At 71.5% G+C, this 19,381-nt stretch carries 11 protein-coding genes; 9 read left to right on the top strand and 2 right to left on the bottom strand.

Features of this window, described 5'->3' with window-relative positions:
• The first annotated feature begins 101 nt into the window (after positions 1-101).
• The 4 genes from ACFMQL_RS08445 to nudC all read left to right on the top strand — a co-directional run bounded on the left by ACFMQL_RS08445 (position 102) and on the right by nudC (position 11,183).
• Entirely contained in the window at positions 102-2,849 is a 2,748-nt protein-coding gene (locus tag ACFMQL_RS08445) for a CDP-glycerol glycerophosphotransferase family protein (protein ID WP_364069079.1), read from the top strand.
• A gap of 259 nt (positions 2,850-3,108) precedes the next feature.
• Entirely contained in the window at positions 3,109-6,297 is a 3,189-nt protein-coding gene (locus ACFMQL_RS08440) for an ATP-dependent helicase (RefSeq protein WP_378785147.1), read from the top strand.
• Positions 6,291-9,575: an ATP-dependent DNA helicase gene (locus ACFMQL_RS08435; protein ID WP_364069083.1), complete on the top strand. Its 3,285-nt coding sequence runs from the start codon at positions 6,291-6,293 to the stop codon at positions 9,573-9,575. The genes ACFMQL_RS08440 and ACFMQL_RS08435 overlap by 7 nt, the downstream gene beginning before the upstream one ends.
• 639 nt (positions 9,576-10,214) lie before the next feature.
• Complete coding sequence (gene nudC, locus ACFMQL_RS08430; protein ID WP_378785145.1) at positions 10,215-11,183, top strand: NAD(+) diphosphatase; 969 nt, start codon at positions 10,215-10,217, stop codon at positions 11,181-11,183.
• A 154-nt stretch (positions 11,184-11,337) separates the two neighbouring features.
• Here the strand turns inward: nudC and ACFMQL_RS08425 are convergent, their stop codons facing one another.
• Together ACFMQL_RS08425 and ACFMQL_RS08420 are read right to left on the bottom strand one after the other, a co-directional pair.
• On the bottom strand, positions 11,338-11,586 hold the full coding sequence (locus tag ACFMQL_RS08425; protein ID WP_364069087.1) for a mycoredoxin: 249 nt from the start codon (positions 11,584-11,586) through the stop codon (positions 11,338-11,340).
• A gap of 76 nt (positions 11,587-11,662) precedes the next feature.
• Complete coding sequence (locus tag ACFMQL_RS08420) at positions 11,663-12,523, bottom strand: alpha/beta hydrolase (protein ID WP_364069089.1); 861 nt, start codon at positions 12,521-12,523, stop codon at positions 11,663-11,665.
• A gap of 188 nt (positions 12,524-12,711) precedes the next feature.
• Here ACFMQL_RS08420 and ACFMQL_RS08415 point away from each other — a divergent pair, with 188 nt between their 5' ends.
• The 5 genes from ACFMQL_RS08415 to ACFMQL_RS08395 all read left to right on the top strand — a co-directional run bounded on the left by ACFMQL_RS08415 (position 12,712) and on the right by ACFMQL_RS08395 (position 17,433).
• Positions 12,712-14,757, top strand: coding sequence for an ATP-dependent DNA helicase UvrD2 (locus tag ACFMQL_RS08415; RefSeq protein ID WP_378785143.1), 2,046 nt, complete (start codon positions 12,712-12,714; stop codon positions 14,755-14,757).
• A gap of 795 nt (positions 14,758-15,552) precedes the next feature.
• Entirely contained in the window at positions 15,553-16,422 is an 870-nt protein-coding gene (tesB, locus tag ACFMQL_RS08410; RefSeq protein WP_364069093.1) for an acyl-CoA thioesterase II, read from the top strand.
• Between the two features lie 113 nt (positions 16,423-16,535).
• Complete coding sequence (locus ACFMQL_RS08405; protein ID WP_364069095.1) at positions 16,536-16,802, top strand: hypothetical protein; 267 nt, start codon at positions 16,536-16,538, stop codon at positions 16,800-16,802.
• 130 nt (positions 16,803-16,932) lie between these two features.
• Entirely contained in the window at positions 16,933-17,202 is a 270-nt protein-coding gene (locus tag ACFMQL_RS08400; RefSeq protein ID WP_364069097.1) for a WhiB family transcriptional regulator, read from the top strand.
• Between the two features lie 66 nt (positions 17,203-17,268).
• Positions 17,269-17,433 carry a hypothetical protein gene (locus tag ACFMQL_RS08395; RefSeq protein WP_364069099.1) on the top strand — a complete coding sequence of 55 codons (165 nt, stop codon included), beginning with the start codon at positions 17,269-17,271 and terminating at the stop codon, positions 17,431-17,433.
• Positions 17,434-19,381 lie beyond the last annotated feature (1,948 nt).

Raw genomic sequence — 19,381 nt, 5'->3', positions numbered from 1 at the left:
CCACCGGCGTCACAGCCCGAAGCCAGGGTGGCGACTCGCTCGCCGACCGCCTGAAGGCTGTCCAGGATCTCTGCGATCGTGGTGAGCCTCTCGAAGCGGTCATGCGAGCGGTCGGCCCCGGCGGTCGCGACGCGGCGTTCGACACCGAGGTGCTGAGCGGTCCCCTCGGGGGCCGTATCGACCTCGCGGTCAAGCGCGGCGCCGCGCGTCGGCGCGAGATGCTCGATCTTGTACGCCCGTACCTCGCGGGCGTCGACCCCAAGGTCAAACGCGATCTGCCGGTCGCGCGTCGTCTCATCGTCCACCTGATAGAGACGCGTCCCGACGAGGAGCTCGTCGAGGGCGAGACGCTGCTCAAGGTGGTCACGGCGGCGGCCGAACCGTCCAAGCGCATCCGCAAGGGCCTGCGCTGGTATGCCGACCTGCCCTTCCGTGACGAGCTGCCGCCCGACCTCTACCGGTTGCGCCGCGCCGACCTGGTGCCGGTCACCCACATCGACGACATCGTCTGGGCCGACGGCAAGCTGCGCGTCAGCGGCTACGCCTACCTGGCCGGCCTGTCGGTGCGCAGCCGCAGGTTCAACTGGGCGACCGTGGTGCTGCGCGGCCCGCGCTGGCTGCCGCCGGTCCGCATGCGCACCCGCCGCGTCCTCGCCCCCGAGGCCACCCACGGCGCGCGCGAGCCCGGCTGCAACTACGACTGGTCCGGCTTCACCGCCGAGCTGAACCCGTGGCCGCTGCGCTGGCGGGGCGCGGTGCGCGGCTTCGTCCACGGCGTACGGCGGCGCATGCGTCACCGTCCCGGCGTGCCCGACGCCACCACGTGGCGGGCCGAGATCGTGTTCTGGAGCCGTGGCGCGCGGGCCACCGGTCTGCTGCGCGGCTCCTCCATCGGCCGTCCCGAGCGGCCCGCCGGGCTCAACGTCAAGCCGGGCTGGTGGCTGCGTCCCGTCTGGACGTCCGACCGCGCGCTGCAGGTCGTGCTCCAGCCCAACAGGGCCGAGCTGAAGTCCGTGGAGCTCGACGGCGAGCGCCTGGAGCTGAAGATCTTCCTGCCGGGCCGGCAGGTCACCAAGGGCCACGCCAGGCTCGGCGGCCACCGCATCGCCGCCGACTTCACGCCGTCCGGCGACGGCACGCAGGTCGTGGTCGGGCTGGCCGTGCCCGCGCTGCTCCAGGAGAAGGACGGCCGGCGGCTCTGGGTCGAGCCCAAGGGCGACCCGGCGGCTCCCGTCATGCTGGCCGGCGCCGCCGAGACCCGCTCCATCGTGGGCGATCGCGAGATCACCGTGCTGGGCGACCGCCGCGATCGCGTCGTGGTCTCCGCCCACCGCATCAGGCCGATCATCTCCTCGGCGGTCTGGGAGGGCTCCGCGCTCGTGCTGCGCGGCCACTACCCCGACGCGGAAGGCCCCCGCACGCTGACGCTGCGCCACCGGTCCGGGCTGTCGTACCAGCTGCCGATGGAGCGCTCCGGCGCCGACTTCACCGTACGCGTCGAGCCCGCCGCGATGGACCGCTTCGGCGAGCCCGTGCCGCTCGCGTCCGGCACGTGGAACATGTCGCTGCGCCACCCGTCGGGCGAGATCGTGCCGCTGCGCATGGACCACGCCGCGCTGCCCGGCCTCGACGAGGACCCGCGGACGATCGGCGGCCACGTCTTCCGGATGATCTCCACCCGCTTCGACGTGCCGGTGATCACCGTCGAGGAGGACAGGCCGGCCGAGGAGCGCGGCGTCGCCGGCACTCACGTGCTGCGCCGCGTCTTCTACCCGGCACAGCGCAGCGAGCCGCTGCGCGACACCACGGTCTACGTCGTCAACGACGGCCGCCTCTACGCCGACAGCGTGCGCGCCATCTACGAGGAGCGGGTGCGCAGGGGCGACGACGGCGAGCACGTGTGGATCGTCAAGGACGGCGCCTTCGTGCCGCCGGGCCCGGCGAAGGTCATCCGCGCCGGCAGCCGCGAGCACCATGAGGCGCTGGCCAGGTCGCGCCACATCGTCACCAACGCGTTCCTGCCCGCCTGGTTCCGCGCCCGCGAGGATCAGGTGGTCGTCCAGACCTGGCATGGCACCCCCGCCAAGCTCATCGGCGGCGACCAGGCTCACATGAAGCGCGACCCGAGGCCGCCCATCTGGTACCGCCAGGCGGCCGAGGTGCGCGGCTGGAGCCTGCTGCTGTCGCAGTCGCCGTGGGCCACGCAGGTGCTGCGCAAGGCGTTCGGCTACAAGGGCGAGATCCTGGAGAGCGGGCTGCCGCGCAACGACGTGCTCAACGCGCCCGACCGCGAGGCGCGGGCGGCGGCGGTGCGCGAGCGGCTCGGGCTGGCCGAGGGCAAGCGGGTCGTGCTGTACGCGCCGACGTACCGCGACTACGACCGCAAGAACGCCATGGTCAAGCTCGACCTCGCCAAGGCGCGCCAGGCGCTGGGCGCCGACCACGAGATCCTGGTACGCGCCCACCCGATGCAGGCCATGCCCGCCGTCCCCGACATCGCCCGCGACGTCACCACGTATCCCGACATCGCGGAGCTGCTGCTGGTGGCCGACGTGCTGGTGACCGACTACTCCTCGGTCATGTTCGACTTCGCCGCCACCGGCAAGCCGATCGTCCTGTACGCCTACGACCGCACGAAGTACTCCAACAAGCGGGGCCTCTACCTCGACCTGGACGAGCAGGCGCCGGGGCCGGTGCTCGCGACGTCGGCCGACGTGGTGGAGGCGCTGCGGTCGATCGACGAGGTCGCCGCCGCACACGCCGACCGCTACGACGCCTTCCGCGCCACGTTCGCCCCGCGCGACGACGGCAAGGCCACGGCGCGCGTGGTGGACCACCTGTTCTCATGACGTGACGGCGTCACGGCCCGGGGCACGAGCCCCGGGCCGTTCTTCTTTGTGAGTGCCGCCGTTTGACGCCGACGGCGAACACGGCGCCCGGCGTGTCACGAGAAAAACCGGTATCTGCCTCGATACCGTAGGCGGATCGCTGAGGGAGACCGGGCAAGTCGGCACGATCTACCCCTGTGGTCTGGTGGAATCTAGTGCTGTGAGTGCTCAGACCTGGCGGTTGGTGCGACGAGGCAGCGGGGGGCCCGATGCGCCTCCTGTGCTCGATGAGCACCAGCGTGCCGTGGTCGAGCACGAGGGCGGCCCGCTGCTCGTCCTCGCGGGCCCCGGCACCGGCAAGACCACCACGATCGTCGAGAGCGTGGTCGACAGGATCGAGCGGCGCGGCCTCGACCCCGAGCGCGTGCTCATCCTCACCTTCAGCCGCAAGGCCGCAGAAGAGCTGCGCAGACGCGTCACCGGCCGCCTTCGCCGCACCACCCGCACACCGCTCGCGCTGACCTTCCACTCCTACGCCTACGCGCTGCTGCGCCGCGAGTCCCTGCTGGCGGGCAAGGAGCCGCCGCGCCTGCTCACCGGCCCCGAGCAGCTCCTGGAGATCCGGCGGCTGCTCCACGGCGAGCTGGAGCAGGGCGCGCCCGGCTGGCCCGCCTCGCTGCGCGAGGCGCTCAAGACCCGGGGCTTCGCCGAGGAGCTGCGCGACTTTTTGTCCCGCGCGTACGAGCGGGGCCTCGACCCCGAGCACATCGTGGCGCTCGGCCGGCTGCACGGGCGGGCCGACTGGGTGGCGGCGGGCCGCTTCGCCGAGCGCTACCAAGACCGCTTCGACCTCGCCCCGGAGGAGACCTACGACTATGCCGAGCTGATCGGCGCCGCCTGCGCGCTGCTCGACCGGCCGGAGGTGCGCGAGCGCGAGCGCGCCGCCCACGACGCGGTCTTCGTTGACGAATACCAGGACACCGACCCGGCCCAGGAGCGGCTGCTCGCCCACCTGGCGGGCGACGGCCGCGACCTCGTGGTGGTCGGCGACCCCGACCAGTCGATCTACGGGTTCAGGGGCGCCGACGTCCAGGGCATCATGCGGTTCCCCGAGCGCTTCAGGACGCGCGACGGCCGCGAGGCGCCGGTGGTGGCGCTGCGGGTGTGCCGCAGGAGCGGCGCCGACCTGCTGGAGGCGTCCCGGCGGGTGGCCGCCAAGCTGCCCGTCGCCCCGGCCCCGGAGCACGACCAGCGCCACGGCCACCGCGACCTCGCGCCGCTGCCCGACGCCGACCCGGGCGAGGTGCGGGTCCTGCTGGCCGACAGCACCAGCCAGGAGGCCGCGATCGTGGCCGACGCGCTGCGCCGCGCCCACCTCATCGACGGCGTGCCCTGGCACCGCATGGCCGTGCTGGTCCGCTCGGCCCGCCGTCAGGTGCCGCTGCTGCGGCGGGCGCTGACCAACGCCGGCGTGCCCACCATGATCGCCGGTGACGAGGTGCCGATCGCGCAGGAGCCGGGCGTGCGGCCGCTGCTCACGATGCTGCGGGTGGCGCTCGATCCGTCCCAGCTCGACGAGTCGGTGGCCGAGGAGCTGCTGACGGGCCCCCTCGGCGGCACCGACATGCTCGGCGTCCGCCGCCTGCGCCGCGCACTCAAGATCGCCGAGAACGAGGCCGTGGCCGCGCTCGCGGACCTGCCGGGCCAGGCGGCGCAGGCCACAGGAGAGGAGACCGGTGCGGACGAGGACGAGCCGCAGGGGCCGCCCAAGGCGCGCTCGTCCGGCGAGCTGCTGGTCGCCGCCATCAAAGACGTCCGCGAGCTGACCCGCCTCGAGCCCCACGTCGCCCTGCCGGCGGAGCGCGTCGGCAAGCTGCTGAGCGAGGCCCGCAAGGCAGCCGCCCAGGGCGGCACGGCCGAAGACCTGCTGTGGACGATCTGGCAGGGCAGCGGCCTGGCCGAGCGCTGGAGCGAGCTGAGCCTGCAGGGCGGCCCGAGGGGCGCGCAGGCCGACCGCGACCTCGACGCGGTGGTGGCGCTGTTCGACCACGCCGCGCGGTTCGTCGACCGCATGCCGATGGCGGGCCCCGAGGTGTTCATCGACGACCTCGCGGCCCAGGAGATCCCCGGCGACACGCTGGCCGACCGCGCGCCCGACGGCGACGCCGTACGCGTGCTGACCGCCCACCGCGCCAAGGGCCTCGAATGGGACGTCGTGGTGGTGGCGGGCGTCCAGGAGGGCGTCTGGCCCGACCTGCGGCTGCGCGGCTCCATGCTGGGCGTGGAAGACCTGGTGGAGGTGGCGGGAGGCGCCGAGCCCAACGCCGCCTCGCTGACCTCGAAGCTGCTCGCGGAGGAGCGCAGGCTGTTCTACGTCGCGGTCACCAGGGCCAGGCGCCGCCTGGTGGTGACGGCGGTGGGCGGCGAGGACACCGACGAGCGTCCTTCGCGGTTCCTGACCGAGCTGATGCCCGGCGGGGTCGAGCCGGCCACGGTCGACGACCGTTCGCGCTGGCTCAACATGCAGGCACTGGTGGCCGACCTGCGCAGCGCGGTCACCGACCCGACCAAGCCGCGCACGATGCGCCGCAAGGCGGCACAGCAGCTCGCCCGGCTGGCCGCGGCAGGCGTGCAGGGCGCCCATCCCAACGACTGGTACGCGCTCACCCCCATCTCCGACGACCGCCCGCTGAGCTGGCCCGGCGGCGTCGTCAGCATCTCGCCGTCGGCGGTGGAGAGCTTCACCAAGTGCGGCCTGCGCTGGCTGCTGGAGACGGCGGTCGGCGCGGCGGGCACCAGCACGGCCCAGGGCCTGGGCAACGTCATCCACGCGCTCGCGGTGCTCGCCGCCACCGACCTGCCGAGCGAGGACCTGCTCGGCGAGCGGCTCGACCAGATCTGGAACGAGCTCGACTTTGGCGGCGTCTGGTACAACCGCAAGCAGCGCCAGGTCGCCGAGCAGATGATCGGCCGCTTCCTGCGCTGGCATAAGGAGAATCCCCGCGAGCTGGTGGCCCTTGAGGAGGCGTTCACGGCGATGGTGTCGGAGGGCGTCCAGATCAAGGGCCGGGTCGACCGCGTCGAGCGCGACTCCGAGGGCCGCGCGGTGATCATCGACCTCAAGACGGGCGGCTCCAAGCCCAAGGCCGGCGACATCGACCGCCATCCGCAGCTCGGCGTCTACCAGCTCGCGGCGCTGCTCGGCGCGTTCGCCAGGCACGGCATGACCGAGCCAGGCGGCGCGGCGCTGGTGCAGCTCGGCAAGGCGGCGGGCAAGCACGACGCGGTCGAGCAGAAGCAGCGCCCGCTGGGCGAGGACGACGACCCCGGCTGGGCCAAAGACCTGGTCGACACGGTGGCGATCGGCATGTCGGGCCCGTTCTTCCAGGCCAAGGTCAACGACGGCTGCCGCACGTGCGCGGCCAAGGCGAGCTGCCCGGTCAACGACAGCGGGGGGCAGGTGTGCTGACCCCGGCCGAACTCGCCGGCAAGCTCGGCATCCTGCCACCCACGCCCGAGCAGGCCGCGGTGATCGAGGCGCCGCTTGAGCCGATGGTGGTGATGGCCGGCGCGGGCTCGGGCAAGAGCGAGACGATGGCCGGGCGGGTGGTCTGGCTGGTCGCCAACGGCCTCGTCAAGCCGGAGAACGTGCTGGGGCTGACGTTCACCCGCAAGGCCGCCGCCGAGCTGGCCACCCGGGTCAGGGAGCGGCTGGCCGGGCTGGCCGAGGCCGGTCTCGTCGAGCCGGGCGCGCTCGACAGCGAGCCGACCGTCTCCACCTACCACGCCTACGCCGCCCGCCTGGTCACCGACCACGCGCTGCGCGAGGGGCTTGAGCCGACGATGCGCCTGGTCACCCCGGCCGTGTCGTGGCAGCTCGCCTCCCGGGTGGTGGCCATGCACGACGGGCCGATGGACAAGATCGAGCTGGGCCCGCCCTCGGTCACCGCCGCCCTGCTGGAGCTGGCCGGTGAGCTGTCGGAGCACCTGCGCACGCCCGCCGACGTGCGGCGGGTGGGGGAGTGGCTGCAGGAGCGCCTGGCGGCGCTGCCGGGCAGGACGACGCAGGCCCAGCGCAGGCCCGTCGCCGTCCAGGCGGCGCGCGAGCAGCTGCTGCCGCTGGTGGAGGCGTACGAACGGCTCAAGCGCTCCCGCGAGGTGATCGACTACGGCGACCAGATGTCGCTGGCGGCCAGGATCGCCTCCCGGCACAAGGAGGTCGGCGAGATCGAGCGGTCCCGCTACCACGTGGTGCTGCTCGACGAATACCAGGACACCAGCCACGCCCAGCTCGTGCTGCTGCGCTCGCTCTACGGCGGCGGCCACCCGGTCACCGCCGTCGGCGACCCGTGCCAGTCGATCTACGGCTGGCGCGGCGCGTCGTCGGGCAACCTGCGCCGCTTCCCCAGCGACTTCCGCACCGCCACCGGCGACCCCGCGCCGGTGCGGCAGCTCAGCGTGAGCTTCCGCAACGGCGACCGGGTGCTCGACGTCGCCGCCCGCGTGCAGCTTCCGCTGCGCATGGAGGCCCGCGAGGTGCCGGTGCTGGTGCCGGGCCCCAACCGGGTGGAGCGCGGCCGGGTCACCTGCGCCTTCCACGAGACCGCCGAGGACGAGGCGAAGTGGATCGCCGACGGCATCGCGGGGCTGCTCGGGCAGGAGACGGCGCCCGACGGCCTGCCGTGGGGTGAGAAGGAGCGCAAGAAGACGCTCGCCATCCAGCCGCAGGACATCGCGATCCTGGCCCGTAAGCGCTCGCAGTTCCCCGTGCTGCGCAGGGCGCTGGAGGAGCGTGACATCCCGGTCGAGGTGGTGGGCCTGGGCGGCCTGCTGACCGTGCCCGAGGTGAGCGACATCGTCGCGACCCTGCGCGTCCTGTACGACCCCACCGCCGGCGACGCGCTGGCCCGGCTGCTGGCGGGCCCCCGCTGGCGGATCGGCCCCGCCGACCTGCGGGTGCTGGGGGAGCACGCGCGTACGCTGGCCCGCGAGCTGAGCGAGAGCGGCCGCGCCGACGACCCGCTCGACCAGGTGGTGGCCGACCTCGCCGAAGAGCGGGGCAGCCTGGTGGACGCGCTGGACGAGCTGCCCGAGCGGGAGGAGTGGCTTGAGCCGTTCTCGCCGCTGGCCCGCACCCGCCTGGTCGCGCTCGCGCACGAGCTGCGCCAGCTCCGCGCCCACACCGCGCAGCCGCTGCCCGACCTGATCACCGAGGTGGAGCGCAGGCTGGGGCTGGACATCGAGGTGGCGGCCCGCAGCGGCACGGCGAGCGCGTTCGCGGCGCGGGCCGACCTCGACGCCTTCATCGACGCGGCGTCGAGGTTCGCCGGTGACGCCGAGGACCCGACGCTGGGGGCGTTCCTCGCCTACCTCCAGGCGGCCGAGACCGAGGAGTTCGGGCTGGAGGCGGGCCGGGTCGGCGAGAGCAACAGCGTCAAGCTGATGACCGTCCACGCCTCCAAGGGCCTGGAGTGGCCGGTCGTGGTGGTGCCGGGCCTGTCGCAGCTCGTCAGCTCGAAGGGGACGATCGCGACCGGCAGCATCTTCCCCGCCACGCCGGTCATGAACAGCCGCTGGACGGAGAACCCGCGCAAGCTGCCGTACCCGCTGCGCGGCGACGCCGCCGACCTGCCGCGGCTCCGCGGGCTCAGCAAGGAGGAGCTGGCCGCGTTCGACGAGCAGTGCCGCGAGCGCGACCTGATGGAGGAGCGCAGGCTCGCCTACGTCGCCGTCACCCGCGCCCACTACCACCTCATCGCCTCCGGCTACCGCTGGGGCACCGCCACCAAGCCGCTGGAGCCTTCGGAGTTCCTGCTGGAGATCCGCGACACCGCCGACCGCGTCGCGGTCTGGGCCGAAGAGCCCGCAGAGGGCGCGACCAACCCGCTGCTCGCCGAGCCCGCCGAGGCCACCTGGCCGGTGACGCCCGAAGGGCTGCGCTATGAGTCGGTGCTCGACGGCGCCCGCCTGGTGGAGGACGCGCTGGCGGGCACGCTCGCCGACGAGGAGGGCGGCGAGGCGCTCAAGACGTACGAGGAGGAGCGGCTGCGCGCCTGGGAGCGCGACACCGACCTGCTGCTGCGCGAGCGCGAGCTGCACCGCCGCCGCCCGGCCACCACGGTCGAGCTGCCGCAGAAGCTCACCGTGTCGTCGCTGGTGACGCTGGCCGCCGACCCGCGCGAGCTGGCCCGCAGGATTCGCCGCCCGGTGCCGCTCAAGCCCGCGCCGCTGGCCAGGCGCGGCACCTCGTTCCACAAATGGCTGGAGACCCGGTGGGACCAGCAGCGGCTCATCGACGACTTCGAGCTCTTCGACGAGGAGCCGGAGGAGGCCGACGTGCGCCTCGCGGAGCTGCAGGAGCGCTTCGAGCAGAGCGAGTGGGCCGACCGGCGGCCGATCGACCTGGAGATCCCGTTCGAGATGATGATCGCCGACCGGCTGGTGCGCGGCCGGATGGACGCCGTCTTCGAGCGGCCCGGCGGCGGCTACGAGGTCGTCGACTGGAAGACCGGCGCGCCGCCCCGGGGCAAGAAGGCGCAGCGGGCGGCGGCTGTGCAGCTCGCGGCGTACCGGCTGGCCTGGTCGCACCTCGCGGAGGTGCCGCTGGAAGAGGTGGGCGCGGCCTTCCACTACGTACGCGACAACCGCACCGTACGCCCGATCGACCTGCTCGACGCCGACGGCCTGGTCGCCCTGATCGAGAAGGTCAGGCTCGAAGATGATGAAACGCCGGCTTCGGGTGCATGAGGTGTGTCCTTCACCCGCATGCGGGTGAAGACGTTCTTTCGGGGTGCAGAGCCGACCGACACCTCGTGGGCGGCGGGGCATCCGCAGCAGCTCGGGATCGGGGTCGGCCTTGACCGCGTAGTACAGCTCCGTGGCCCCCAGAGCCCGCCGTACGGCCGCCGCGCGTTCGTCCAGCGCTTAGACGTAGGCGGGGACCTCGGAAAGCCGCGCAGCGGGCTCCTGGACGCGGCGGGCCGATCATGCGAGGGGGCTCGCGATCGGCACATGATCGGCGGCCCTGGCCCAGCGCCCAGGTTCGCCTTGGCCGGCAGCGGCGCGCCCGCCGGCAGGTCCGACGGCGCGAGCGGCCGGCCCAGCGCCTTCGCCCGGCGGGCGAGCAGGTCGCGGGCCGGCTCGGCCGGTGAGGATCGTCACCTCGCAGCCGAGCGCCCGCGCCGCAGGCGGGAAACCGTCCGTCACGGAGCCGGTCGGTCAGAGCACGGTCAGGTAGAGCCGCAGCGCGAAGGCACTTCCAGCTCTGGTAAGGCAACCCCACTTGTTGATGTCGGCCCGCCCGAGATCATCGTGAGGTGCCGGTTCTGTAATCACCGGCTAACTGCGAGGTCATAGGATGACAGGGACTTCGGGAGGGGGCGGCCAGTGCAGACCGCGGAAGACAAGCTCATCGGACCACTGCTTCTCGCGCGGGGGACCATCGACAGATCCTCCGCGCTGCGGGCCGACGAGGGGTGGCTGGAACAGGCGTGGTCCGATCCGGCGACCAGGGTGCTGGTGATCGACAACGGCCACACGCTGGTACGGCGCACGGACGACGAGATCCACGCGGTGCTGTACTCATCGGCCGACGCGCCTGGCCCGCGCTACTTCCTGGGGGTCGAGGACGGGGTCGCCTACTTCGCGGTGGCCGCGCCGCTGCCCGGCCTGCCGGGGGGCGACGTCAACGGCCGCCTCACCACGCCCATGACGCTGCGCGACGCCCCTGACGGCAGGCCGGTGCCCGCCGGGCTGCGCCAGGTCGGCGGGCTGCTCGGCGACCGCGAGGCGGGCCTGCTCGTCCACGCCGTGGCCCTCGAGGCCTGGCACTCCACCCACGAGTTCTGCCCGCGCTGCGGCACGCGCACCGACGTGCAGGCGGGCGGTCACGTCCGGGTGTGCCCGAGCGACGGCAGCCAGCACTTCCCGCGCGTCGACCCGGCCGTCATCATGCTCGTACGCGACGCCGACGACCGCTGCCTGCTGGCCCGCGGCCCCCAGTGGCCCGAGGGGCGGCTGTCGATCCTCGCCGGGTTCGTGGAGCCCGGCGAGTCGCTTGAGGCGGCGGTCATCCGCGAGGTGGCGGAAGAGGTCGGCATCACCGTCGCCAACCCGCGCTACCTCGGCAGCCAGCCCTGGCCGTTCCCGCGCAGCCTGATGCTCGGCTTCTTCGCCGAGGCCACCACCACCGAGCTGCGGCCCGACGCCGACGAGATCGCCGAGGCGCACTGGTTCACGCGGGAAGAGCTGACCCGCGCTCTGGACGCGGGTGAGCTACGGCTGCCGCCGCCGGTGTCGATCGCTCGCCGCCTGATCGAGACGTGGTACGGCGGTGAGCTGATCGGTGACTGGTGAGGCGATCCGGGGCGCGCGTCCATGCCATGGAGAGGTGGCTCGGAGCGCCCGCTGGACCGCCGGTGAGCCGGTAGGTGCGCGTCAGGCCCGCGGGGGTGCGATGACCGGCGCGCGCCGGGCGGTGGTGAGGGTGATCAGACCGGTGGTGCGTGTGTCAGGCCGCTTCGAGCAGGGCCTTGACCTCCATGGCCGACGGGTTCGTCCGCACGACGCGCCCCTTCGGGGTCTCGATGACCACGGTCGGCACCACCTGGTTGCCGTTGTTGACGCTCATGACGAATTCGGCGGCCTTCGGGTCGCTTTCGATGTCGATGTCCTCGAACGCGATGCCCTCGCGCGTGAGCTGCGCCTTGAGCCGCTTGCAGGGGCCGCACCACGTGGTGCTGTAGACCGTGAGCGCCATGTTGGGAAATCCCTCCAAGGTCAGGAAATCAGGCGATCCGTGCAACAACCCGGAGCGTCCGCTTAATCCCGCATTCCTACCCGATGCGTTCCGCGATCCAAGCCTGCACCCGCTCGGCCACGCCCGGCTCGCGGTAGAGCGGCGAGCTGTGGTTGGTGCCCGGCGCCGTCAGCACCTTCACCGGCACGCCCACCTGGCCGAGCATCCGCTTGAGCAGCTGGCTCTGCACCGGCGGCACGAACTCGTCCTTGGAGTGCACGGTCAGCATCGGCGCGTCCTTGCGGCTGGCGTGCCAGGCCACCTCCATGCTGGCCCAGACCCGCGAGCATTTGCCCTTGGGCGCGCAGCCGCCGGCCAGCTTGATGGCCGCCGTACGCAGCCGGCGCTTGTTCGGATCGGTGGACTTCGCCCCGTCGGAGTACGCGCGCAGCGGCGAGATGATCGGCGACAGCCCCACCACGCCCTTCAGGCCGCTGATGCCGTCGCCGTACGTGCCCACCGAGGCCGCGATGTGCCCGCCGGCGGAGAACCCGACCAGCACGTAGTTCTTCGGGTCGAAGGCCCACCTGTCGGCGTGCTTGCGCGCCATCCTGATGGCCGCCAGCGCGTCGGTGCGCTGCGCGGGCCAGGGCGCGTCGCCCGACAGGCGGTAGTTGAGGTTGAAGACCGTGTAGCCCAGCTCGGCGTAGCCGCGGACGATCTCCTTCATGTACTTCTTGTCGCCGCTCGACCACCAGCCGCCGTGGATGAGGAAGACGCCAGGGCGCTGCTGACCGTCAGGCGTCCACCAGACGTCCATGTTCTGGCGGCGGTGCGAGCCGTAGCGTACGGTCTCGACCGATAACCCGCCGAGCCCCTGCGGATCGAGGGGGTTGTGCACCGTGGGCAGCGGGGAGGGATCTCCCGACGACGCGCTCGCGGCGACGGGTGTGAGCACAACGGCAGCGAGCGCGAGGGCGCTCACACAAACCGCAGTTCGCACGGCCTTCCTTTCCCCCATGCACATGGTCGGCCCCATTCTGGGGGAAGAGACCAGTTCTTGCATCTCGGTGACTAGGAGCATACGTCGGGGCGCATGTTGCCAGAATAAAGTCTGGCACCGCCAGCGGCTGGGAGGATTCAGGGGTGAACAACGCGGACGACGTACTGATCGGGCTCGACCCCGAGCAGCGTGCGGTCGCCGAGGCCGTGCGCGGTCCCGTGTGCGTGCTGGCCGGCGCGGGGACGGGCAAGACCAGGGCGATCACCCACCGCATCGCGTACGCGGTCCGCAGCGGCGTCGTCGACGCCCAGAGCGTGCTGGCTGTGACATTCACCACTCGCGCGGCCGGAGAGCTGCGCCAGCGCCTGCGCGCGCTGGGCGCGCCCGGCGTGCAGGCCCGCACGTTCCACGCCGCGGCGCTGCGCCAGCTCACCTACTTCTGGCCGCGCGTCATCGGCGGCGAGGCGCCGTCGGTCATCGAGTCGAAGCTGCCCGTGCTCGCCGAGGCGTGCCGCCGGCTGCGCAGGAACACCGAACGCGCCGAGCTGCGCGACATCGCCTCCGAGGTCGAGTGGGCCAAGGTCACCCAGATCGGGCCCGAGGACTACGCCGAGGCCGCGGCGAAGCACCACCGCACGCCGCCGATCAAGCCGGCCGAGCTCGCCGACGTCTACGACGCGTACGAGCAGATCAGGCGCGAGCGCCACCTGGTCGACTTCGAGACCATCCTCGAGCTCACCGCCGCCGTCATGACCGAGCACAAGGAGGTGGCGGCGCAGATCCGCCAGCAGTACCGCTACTTCGTGGTCGACGAGTACCAAGACGTCAACCCGCTGCAGAAGCTGCTGCTCGACACCTGGCTCGGCGGGCGTGACGACCTGTGCGTGGTCGGCGACCCCAACCAGACCATCTACTCCTTCACCGGCGCCAGCCCCCGCTACCTGACGAACTTCGCCGTCGACTACCCCAACGCGACCGTCATCAAGCTCGTCCGCGACTACCGCTCCACGCCGCAGGTCGTCGACCTGGCCAACCTCGTCATCGCCAAGGGCAACTCGCCCCACCGCCTCGAGCTGGTCGCTCAGCGCCCCGACGGCCCCAAGCCGGCCTTCAAGGAGTACGACGACGAGCCCGCCGAGGCCGCCGACGTGGCCCGCGCGATCAGGAGGCTCATCGACAAGGGCGTGCCGTCGCGCGAGATCGCGGTGCTGTTCCGGGTCAACTCGCAGTCGGAGGCGTACGAGGAGGCGCTGGCCAAAGCCGACATCCCTTACGTGCTGCGCGGCGCGGAGCGCTTCTTCGAGCGTCCCGAGGTCCGCCAGGCCGTGGTGCTGCTGCGCGGCGCCGCCCGCTCCTACTCCGGCGAGCCGCTGGCCTCCGAGGTCCACCACATCCTGGGCGGCATCGGCCTGACCCCCACGCCGCCCGGCGGCGGCAAGGCCAGGGAGAAGTGGGAGTCGCTCAAGGCGCTCGCCGACCTCGCCGAGGACATGGCGGCCGAGGGTGCCGACCTGCCCGCGTTCGTCGCCGAGCTCGAACGCCGCGCCTCCGAGCAGCACGCCCCGCCCGTCGAGGGCGTCACCCTCGCCTCGCTCCACGCCGCCAAGGGCCTGGAGTGGGACGCCGTCTTCCTCGTCGGCGTCACCGACGGCATGCTGCCGATCATCTACGCCGAGACGCCCGAGCAGATCGAGGAAGAGCGCCGCCTGCTCTACGTCGGCCTCACCCGCGCCAGGGAGCACCTGACGATCTCGTGGGCGCTGGCCAGGGCCCCGGGCGGCCGCAAGAGCCGCCGGCCGTCCCGCTTCCTCGACGGCCTCACCGGCCGCGCCCCCTCCGCGCCCCGCGTCGCGCCCTCCGCTCGCGAACGCCGCCAGGTGGCCGCGCCCGTCAACTGCCGGGTCTGCGCCAAGACGCTCACTGCCGCCGCCGAGCAGAAGCTCGGCCGCTGCGCCACCTGCCCCGCCGACTACGACGAGGCCCTGCTCGAACGCCTCAAGTCCTGGCGCACGGCCACCGCCAAGGAGTCGAAGGTGCCGCCGTACGTCATCTTCACCGACGTCACGCTCCAGGCCATCGCGGAGCGCGCGCCGGCGACCGAGCAGGAGCTGCGGGCGATCGCGGGCGTCGGCAAGGTCAAAATCGACCGGTACGGCGAAGCCGTCCTGGCTTTGTGCCGCGCCTCTTGACCGCGGCTTCCTGACCACGGCCCACCCGGCCCTCCTCCACCGGGCCACAGCTCATCGACCGGGGCCATCGGTTGTGGGCCACCGGCCGCAGTCCATTGGTTGTGGTCCACCGGCCGCAGCTCATCGGCCGCAGGCCGCCGGCTGGAGTCCACAGCTCGGAGACCACAGCTCGGAGACCACAGAGCGGGGACCACAGCCCGGGGACCTCCGGGCGCAGGCCGCCCACCACGGTCCGTCGGCCGGGCCCATCGGCGGCAGGCCGCCGATCGCTGACCGCTGGCCGCACCTCGCTGGCCGCAGCCTGCCGACCGCGAGCAGACGCGCCATTCGTCCCCCCACCGCCACACGCCACCCCCATCGCCACACGCCACCCGCTCTCACCCACCGTGAGCTCTTCACCCCCTTCCGCCCGACTAGCCGAGGGCGTATCCCGCAGACGCTCCTCCCTTCACGAAGAGTCAGTTACGGATAGGCGAGGATCGCGACAGACAGACGTAACAGGGGGCACACCCGCAACCCCCGCCGGACGGGAGCAACGAAACCCCTGAGACGGCCGCAACGGCGACCCGCCGAACGCGCGCAACGGAAACCCGCAGGACGCCCGCAACAAAGAGCCGCCGGACGCCCGCACCCGCAACCCCGGACGGACGGACGCAAGGGCGGACCCGGAGGGGCGTAACAGGGGCGAAACGGAACTACGGCATCATTCCGGCGAACCGACCGGCCCGCTTTCGCTCCGGTCTGACCGGCACGTCACACTTGTCGCAGGACCGGAAAACCCAGGGGGGACGACACGTGAACGAAGCGCTGAAAGAGCTACTGGACCTGCTCGACCTTGAGCAGATCGAGCTCGACATCTTCCGCGGCAGGAGCCCGGAAGAGCGCATCCAGCGGGTCTTCGGGGGTCAGGTGGCGGCCCAGGCTCTGGTGGCGGCCGGCCGTACCGTTCCCAAAGACCGCAACGTCCACTCCCTGCACGCCTACTTCATCCGGCCGGGCGACCCCTCCATCCCGATCGTCTACAACGTCGAGCGGGTACGCGACGGCCGTTCGTTCACCACGCGCCGGGTCGTGGCCGTCCAGCACGGCAAGGCGATCTTCACGATGTCGGCGTCGTTCCACATCGACGAGGAGGGCGTCTCCCACCAGGCGTCCGTGATGCCCGAGGTGCCCGACCCCGAGACGCTGCCGACGTACCAGGACCGCATGTTCGAGCTCGTCGGCGATCACCCCGAGCTGCGCGAGTGGGCCGCACGCCCCCGGCCCGTCGACGCCCGCTACGCCTCGCCGCTCACCTGGGAGGCGCACCTCAACCCCGAGCTGCGCAGCGCCCAGACCAACGTGTGGTTCCGCTACGACGCCGACCTGCCCGACGACCCGCTCCTGCACGTGGTGCTGGCCGCGTACGCCTCCGACTTCACCCTCGTCGACACGATCCTGCTCGCGCACGGCATGGCCTGGGGCGCATCCGACATCATGGGCGCCTCGCTCGACCACGCCATGTGGTTCCACCGCCCGTTCAGGGCCGACGACTGGCTGCTCTATGCTCAGGAGTCCCCGTGGTCAGCGGGGGCCCGGGGGCTGGCGAGAGGCGAGATGTTCACCGCGTCCGGCGAACTCGTGGTCTCGGTCGTGCAGGAGGCCATGATCCGCCGAACAAAGTGATGAAATCGCAGGTAGAAAATATGTTGCCCGTTCCTGGCAACCGGGTTTAGGGTCTTGGTCAAGCGAGTCGGACAGCCTTGTTCCGACGATCCCATGAGTGGAGGTGAACCCCAGTGATCAGCATCGAGATGTCTGCCACGCCGTGGTTCGCCTCTGCGTGCCGTAACTCGGTGGTGTCGCTGGCCGATGCCGCCAAGCTGCGGCAGGAGAAGTCTGCCCGTCGTCAGGCCGCCGCCGCCTTCTTTGCGCGAGCTCACTCTGGTGTGGCCGCTGAAGGCGCTCCTGTCTACGCGGGACGTATCGAACTGCCGGCCTACCAGCTCACCAAGGGTGGACTGTGCGGTCCGCAACCCTGGCGGGATGCTCCGGTCATAACCTGACCGGCTTACAGCAGCCCCCAGGCCGCGGATCCACAGACTTGGATCCGCGGCCTTCTTGTTTGTCCGTGATCTCCGACCACCTACGAGGTGTCCGACCAAGATCAAACAGATCGAACAAAAGGAGAAGCAGATGGGGGCGAAGACGATCATGGACATGATCGACGAAGCCAAGATCCCCTGTCGTACCGACCCCGACCTGTGGTTCGCCGAGTCGCCTGAGGACGTCGAGTTCGCCAAGGCACTCTGCGGCGGCTGCCCGATCCAGAAGGCCTGCCTGGAGCGCGCGCTCGAGCGCGAGGAGCCCTGGGGCGTCTGGGGCGGGGAGCTCATCCTCAGGGGAACGATCGTTCCCCGTAAGCGTCCGCGCGGGCGTCCCCGCAAGCACCCGGTCGCTGCCTGACACACCGCACCTGCTGAAAGCAAGGAGTACGTCACCATGAGAAACCAGTCGACGAGGAGTCTCGCAGTGCCGCATCTCATCCATGACCTGGTGAGTGACCGAATACAAACCCTCCACAAGGAGGCGGCGGAGCAGCGCCTCGTCCTCCGCGTTCAGCGCCTGCGGCGCGCGCGGCGCGACGTGAAGCGCGCGAACGAGCGCCTCCACAGGGTGCTGAGCCGCGAGTTCTGACCTGGGAGATCCTGCCGCCGGCGCAGGATCTCCCTGTCGGATCCGTGAAGAGGAGAGGAGCCGGGCGCGGGCAAGCGCCCGGCTCCTCTCGCTCACTGAGCACCCGATCTCCCCTTGAACGCCGGCCCGCCCTTCAATCCCACTGCCTGTACCCGCGTGACCAAGAGCGGCAGCCCGATCCCACTTGAACGGTGCGTCGGGGATTAGGGGTGGGTCGGCCTTCAACCCGAACCCGCACTCGCCCCCGGGTCTTACTTGCGGACGCTGACCGGCACCCAGCTCCGGCCTTTTGCGCCGATGTCGTTCCGTGAGCGAGCTCGACCCTGCGTGCCAGCGTGAACTCGCCTCCGGTCCTCGTCTCGTTCGCCGACACCGAGTCGTAACCGACCCTGCTCTCGCTTGCTGGGGCTGGTCTTGGCCTTGGCTCCGTTCTCGCTTGCCGGGACTGGTCTTGGCCTTGGCTCCGTTCTCCCTTGCTGGGGCTGGTCTTGGCCTCGGCCCCGATCTCGCCCGCCGGCGCTGATCCTCGCCCCGACCCTGGGCCCTGTGGTCGAATGCTGGCCGCCACGCCGACCCCAGGTTCGTTTTCCGGGCACTGATCCACACACCGACTCCGGCGCTCCAGCGTCAGAACCCCGTTGCCCGTCTTGCTTCGGTGCTATTCGTAGCCCACATCAGCGTTTCAGGCCTGGCCCGCAACCACACGTCGCTTCCAACCGCAGCGGCCTGGCGCTCGCTATCCATCGCTTGCGCCGCACCTGGCTGCAGCATCCCGACACCTGCCAAGTCTCCACCGTTGCTCTCTGTCCGATGGCTCGGGTTCAAGGGGCAGCGCAACGCACCAAGGGGAGCTGGACGGGAAAGCCCTGGTATGAGGGGTCCACGACGGCGGTGATCTCACCGAGGTTGGATCTCACGCATTCAAGCACGGCAGCGGGATCAACGGCCGCATTCGTGGCGGGCGCGACCACGAGCAACCCCGTGCCGGTCAGGACGGCGGCAGCGAGCAGGCGCACGATTCCCTTCACAGAACCCTCCAGTGATGGTAACGCACAGCAATCATATACGTGCTCACAGTAATGAGTTGCCAAATGCCGGCTGCTCAAAGCTCACGCGCACGTGTCGAGTTGGCGGCCCATCGTCCGGCTTCTGTTACGGCCCACCGTTTGGGGCTGGCGGGAGCTCGCCAAACGGGCCGGCATCCGGGTGGAGAGGTGGGGTGGGCCGGTCGGGGTGAGCCGGCGCGCTGCCGGGTGCCAAGGAGATCTGACAGGCGGCTGGCCACAGAGGCAGTGGCGGCTGGGAAGGCAGCCGGTCGAGGGCGCTTTCGGACAGGTTGGCGCCGATCGGCGGTGCGTTTCGGGGTGGGTCGGTATGGGTCGATGGCGCGTTTGCGCGGGGTGGGCATCGGCCGACGGTCCGTTTCCAGGGGCGGTACCGGTTGAGGGTGCTTACGGGCAGGCTGACGCCGATCAAGGGCGCGTTCCCGCAGGGTGGGCATCGGCTGGCGGCGCGTTCCTGCAAGGTGGGCATCAGTTGATGACGCGTTGCGCGGGATCGGCATCGACCGACGGCCTGTTTTCCGCAGAGCCGGTACTGTCCGACGGCCCGCTTTCCGCGGAGTCGGTACCGGCCGGCGGTCCGCTTCCGGGGGTGGTACCGGTTGAGGGTGCTTTTGGGCAGGCTGACGCCGATCGGCGGCGCGTTCCCGCAAAGTGGGCATCAGCCGATGGCGCGTTGCGCGGGATCGGCATCGACCGACGGCCTGTTTTCCGCAGAGCCGGTACTGTCCGACGGCCTGTTTTCCGCAGAGCCGGTACTGTTCGACGGCCTGTTTTCCGCAGAGCCGGTACTGTTCGACGGCCTGTTTTCCGCGGAGTCGGTACCGGTCGGCGGCCTGTTTTCCGCGGAGTCGGTACCGGTCGGCGGCCCATTCCCATGGGCGGTA

The sequence above is a fragment of the Nonomuraea fastidiosa genome (genome assembly GCF_042751225.1).
GTDB lineage: Bacteria > Actinomycetota > Actinomycetes > Streptosporangiales > Streptosporangiaceae > Nonomuraea > Nonomuraea fastidiosa.
Note: the sequence above shows the minus strand (reverse complement) of the source record. Positions and strands in the feature narration are given on the sequence as shown.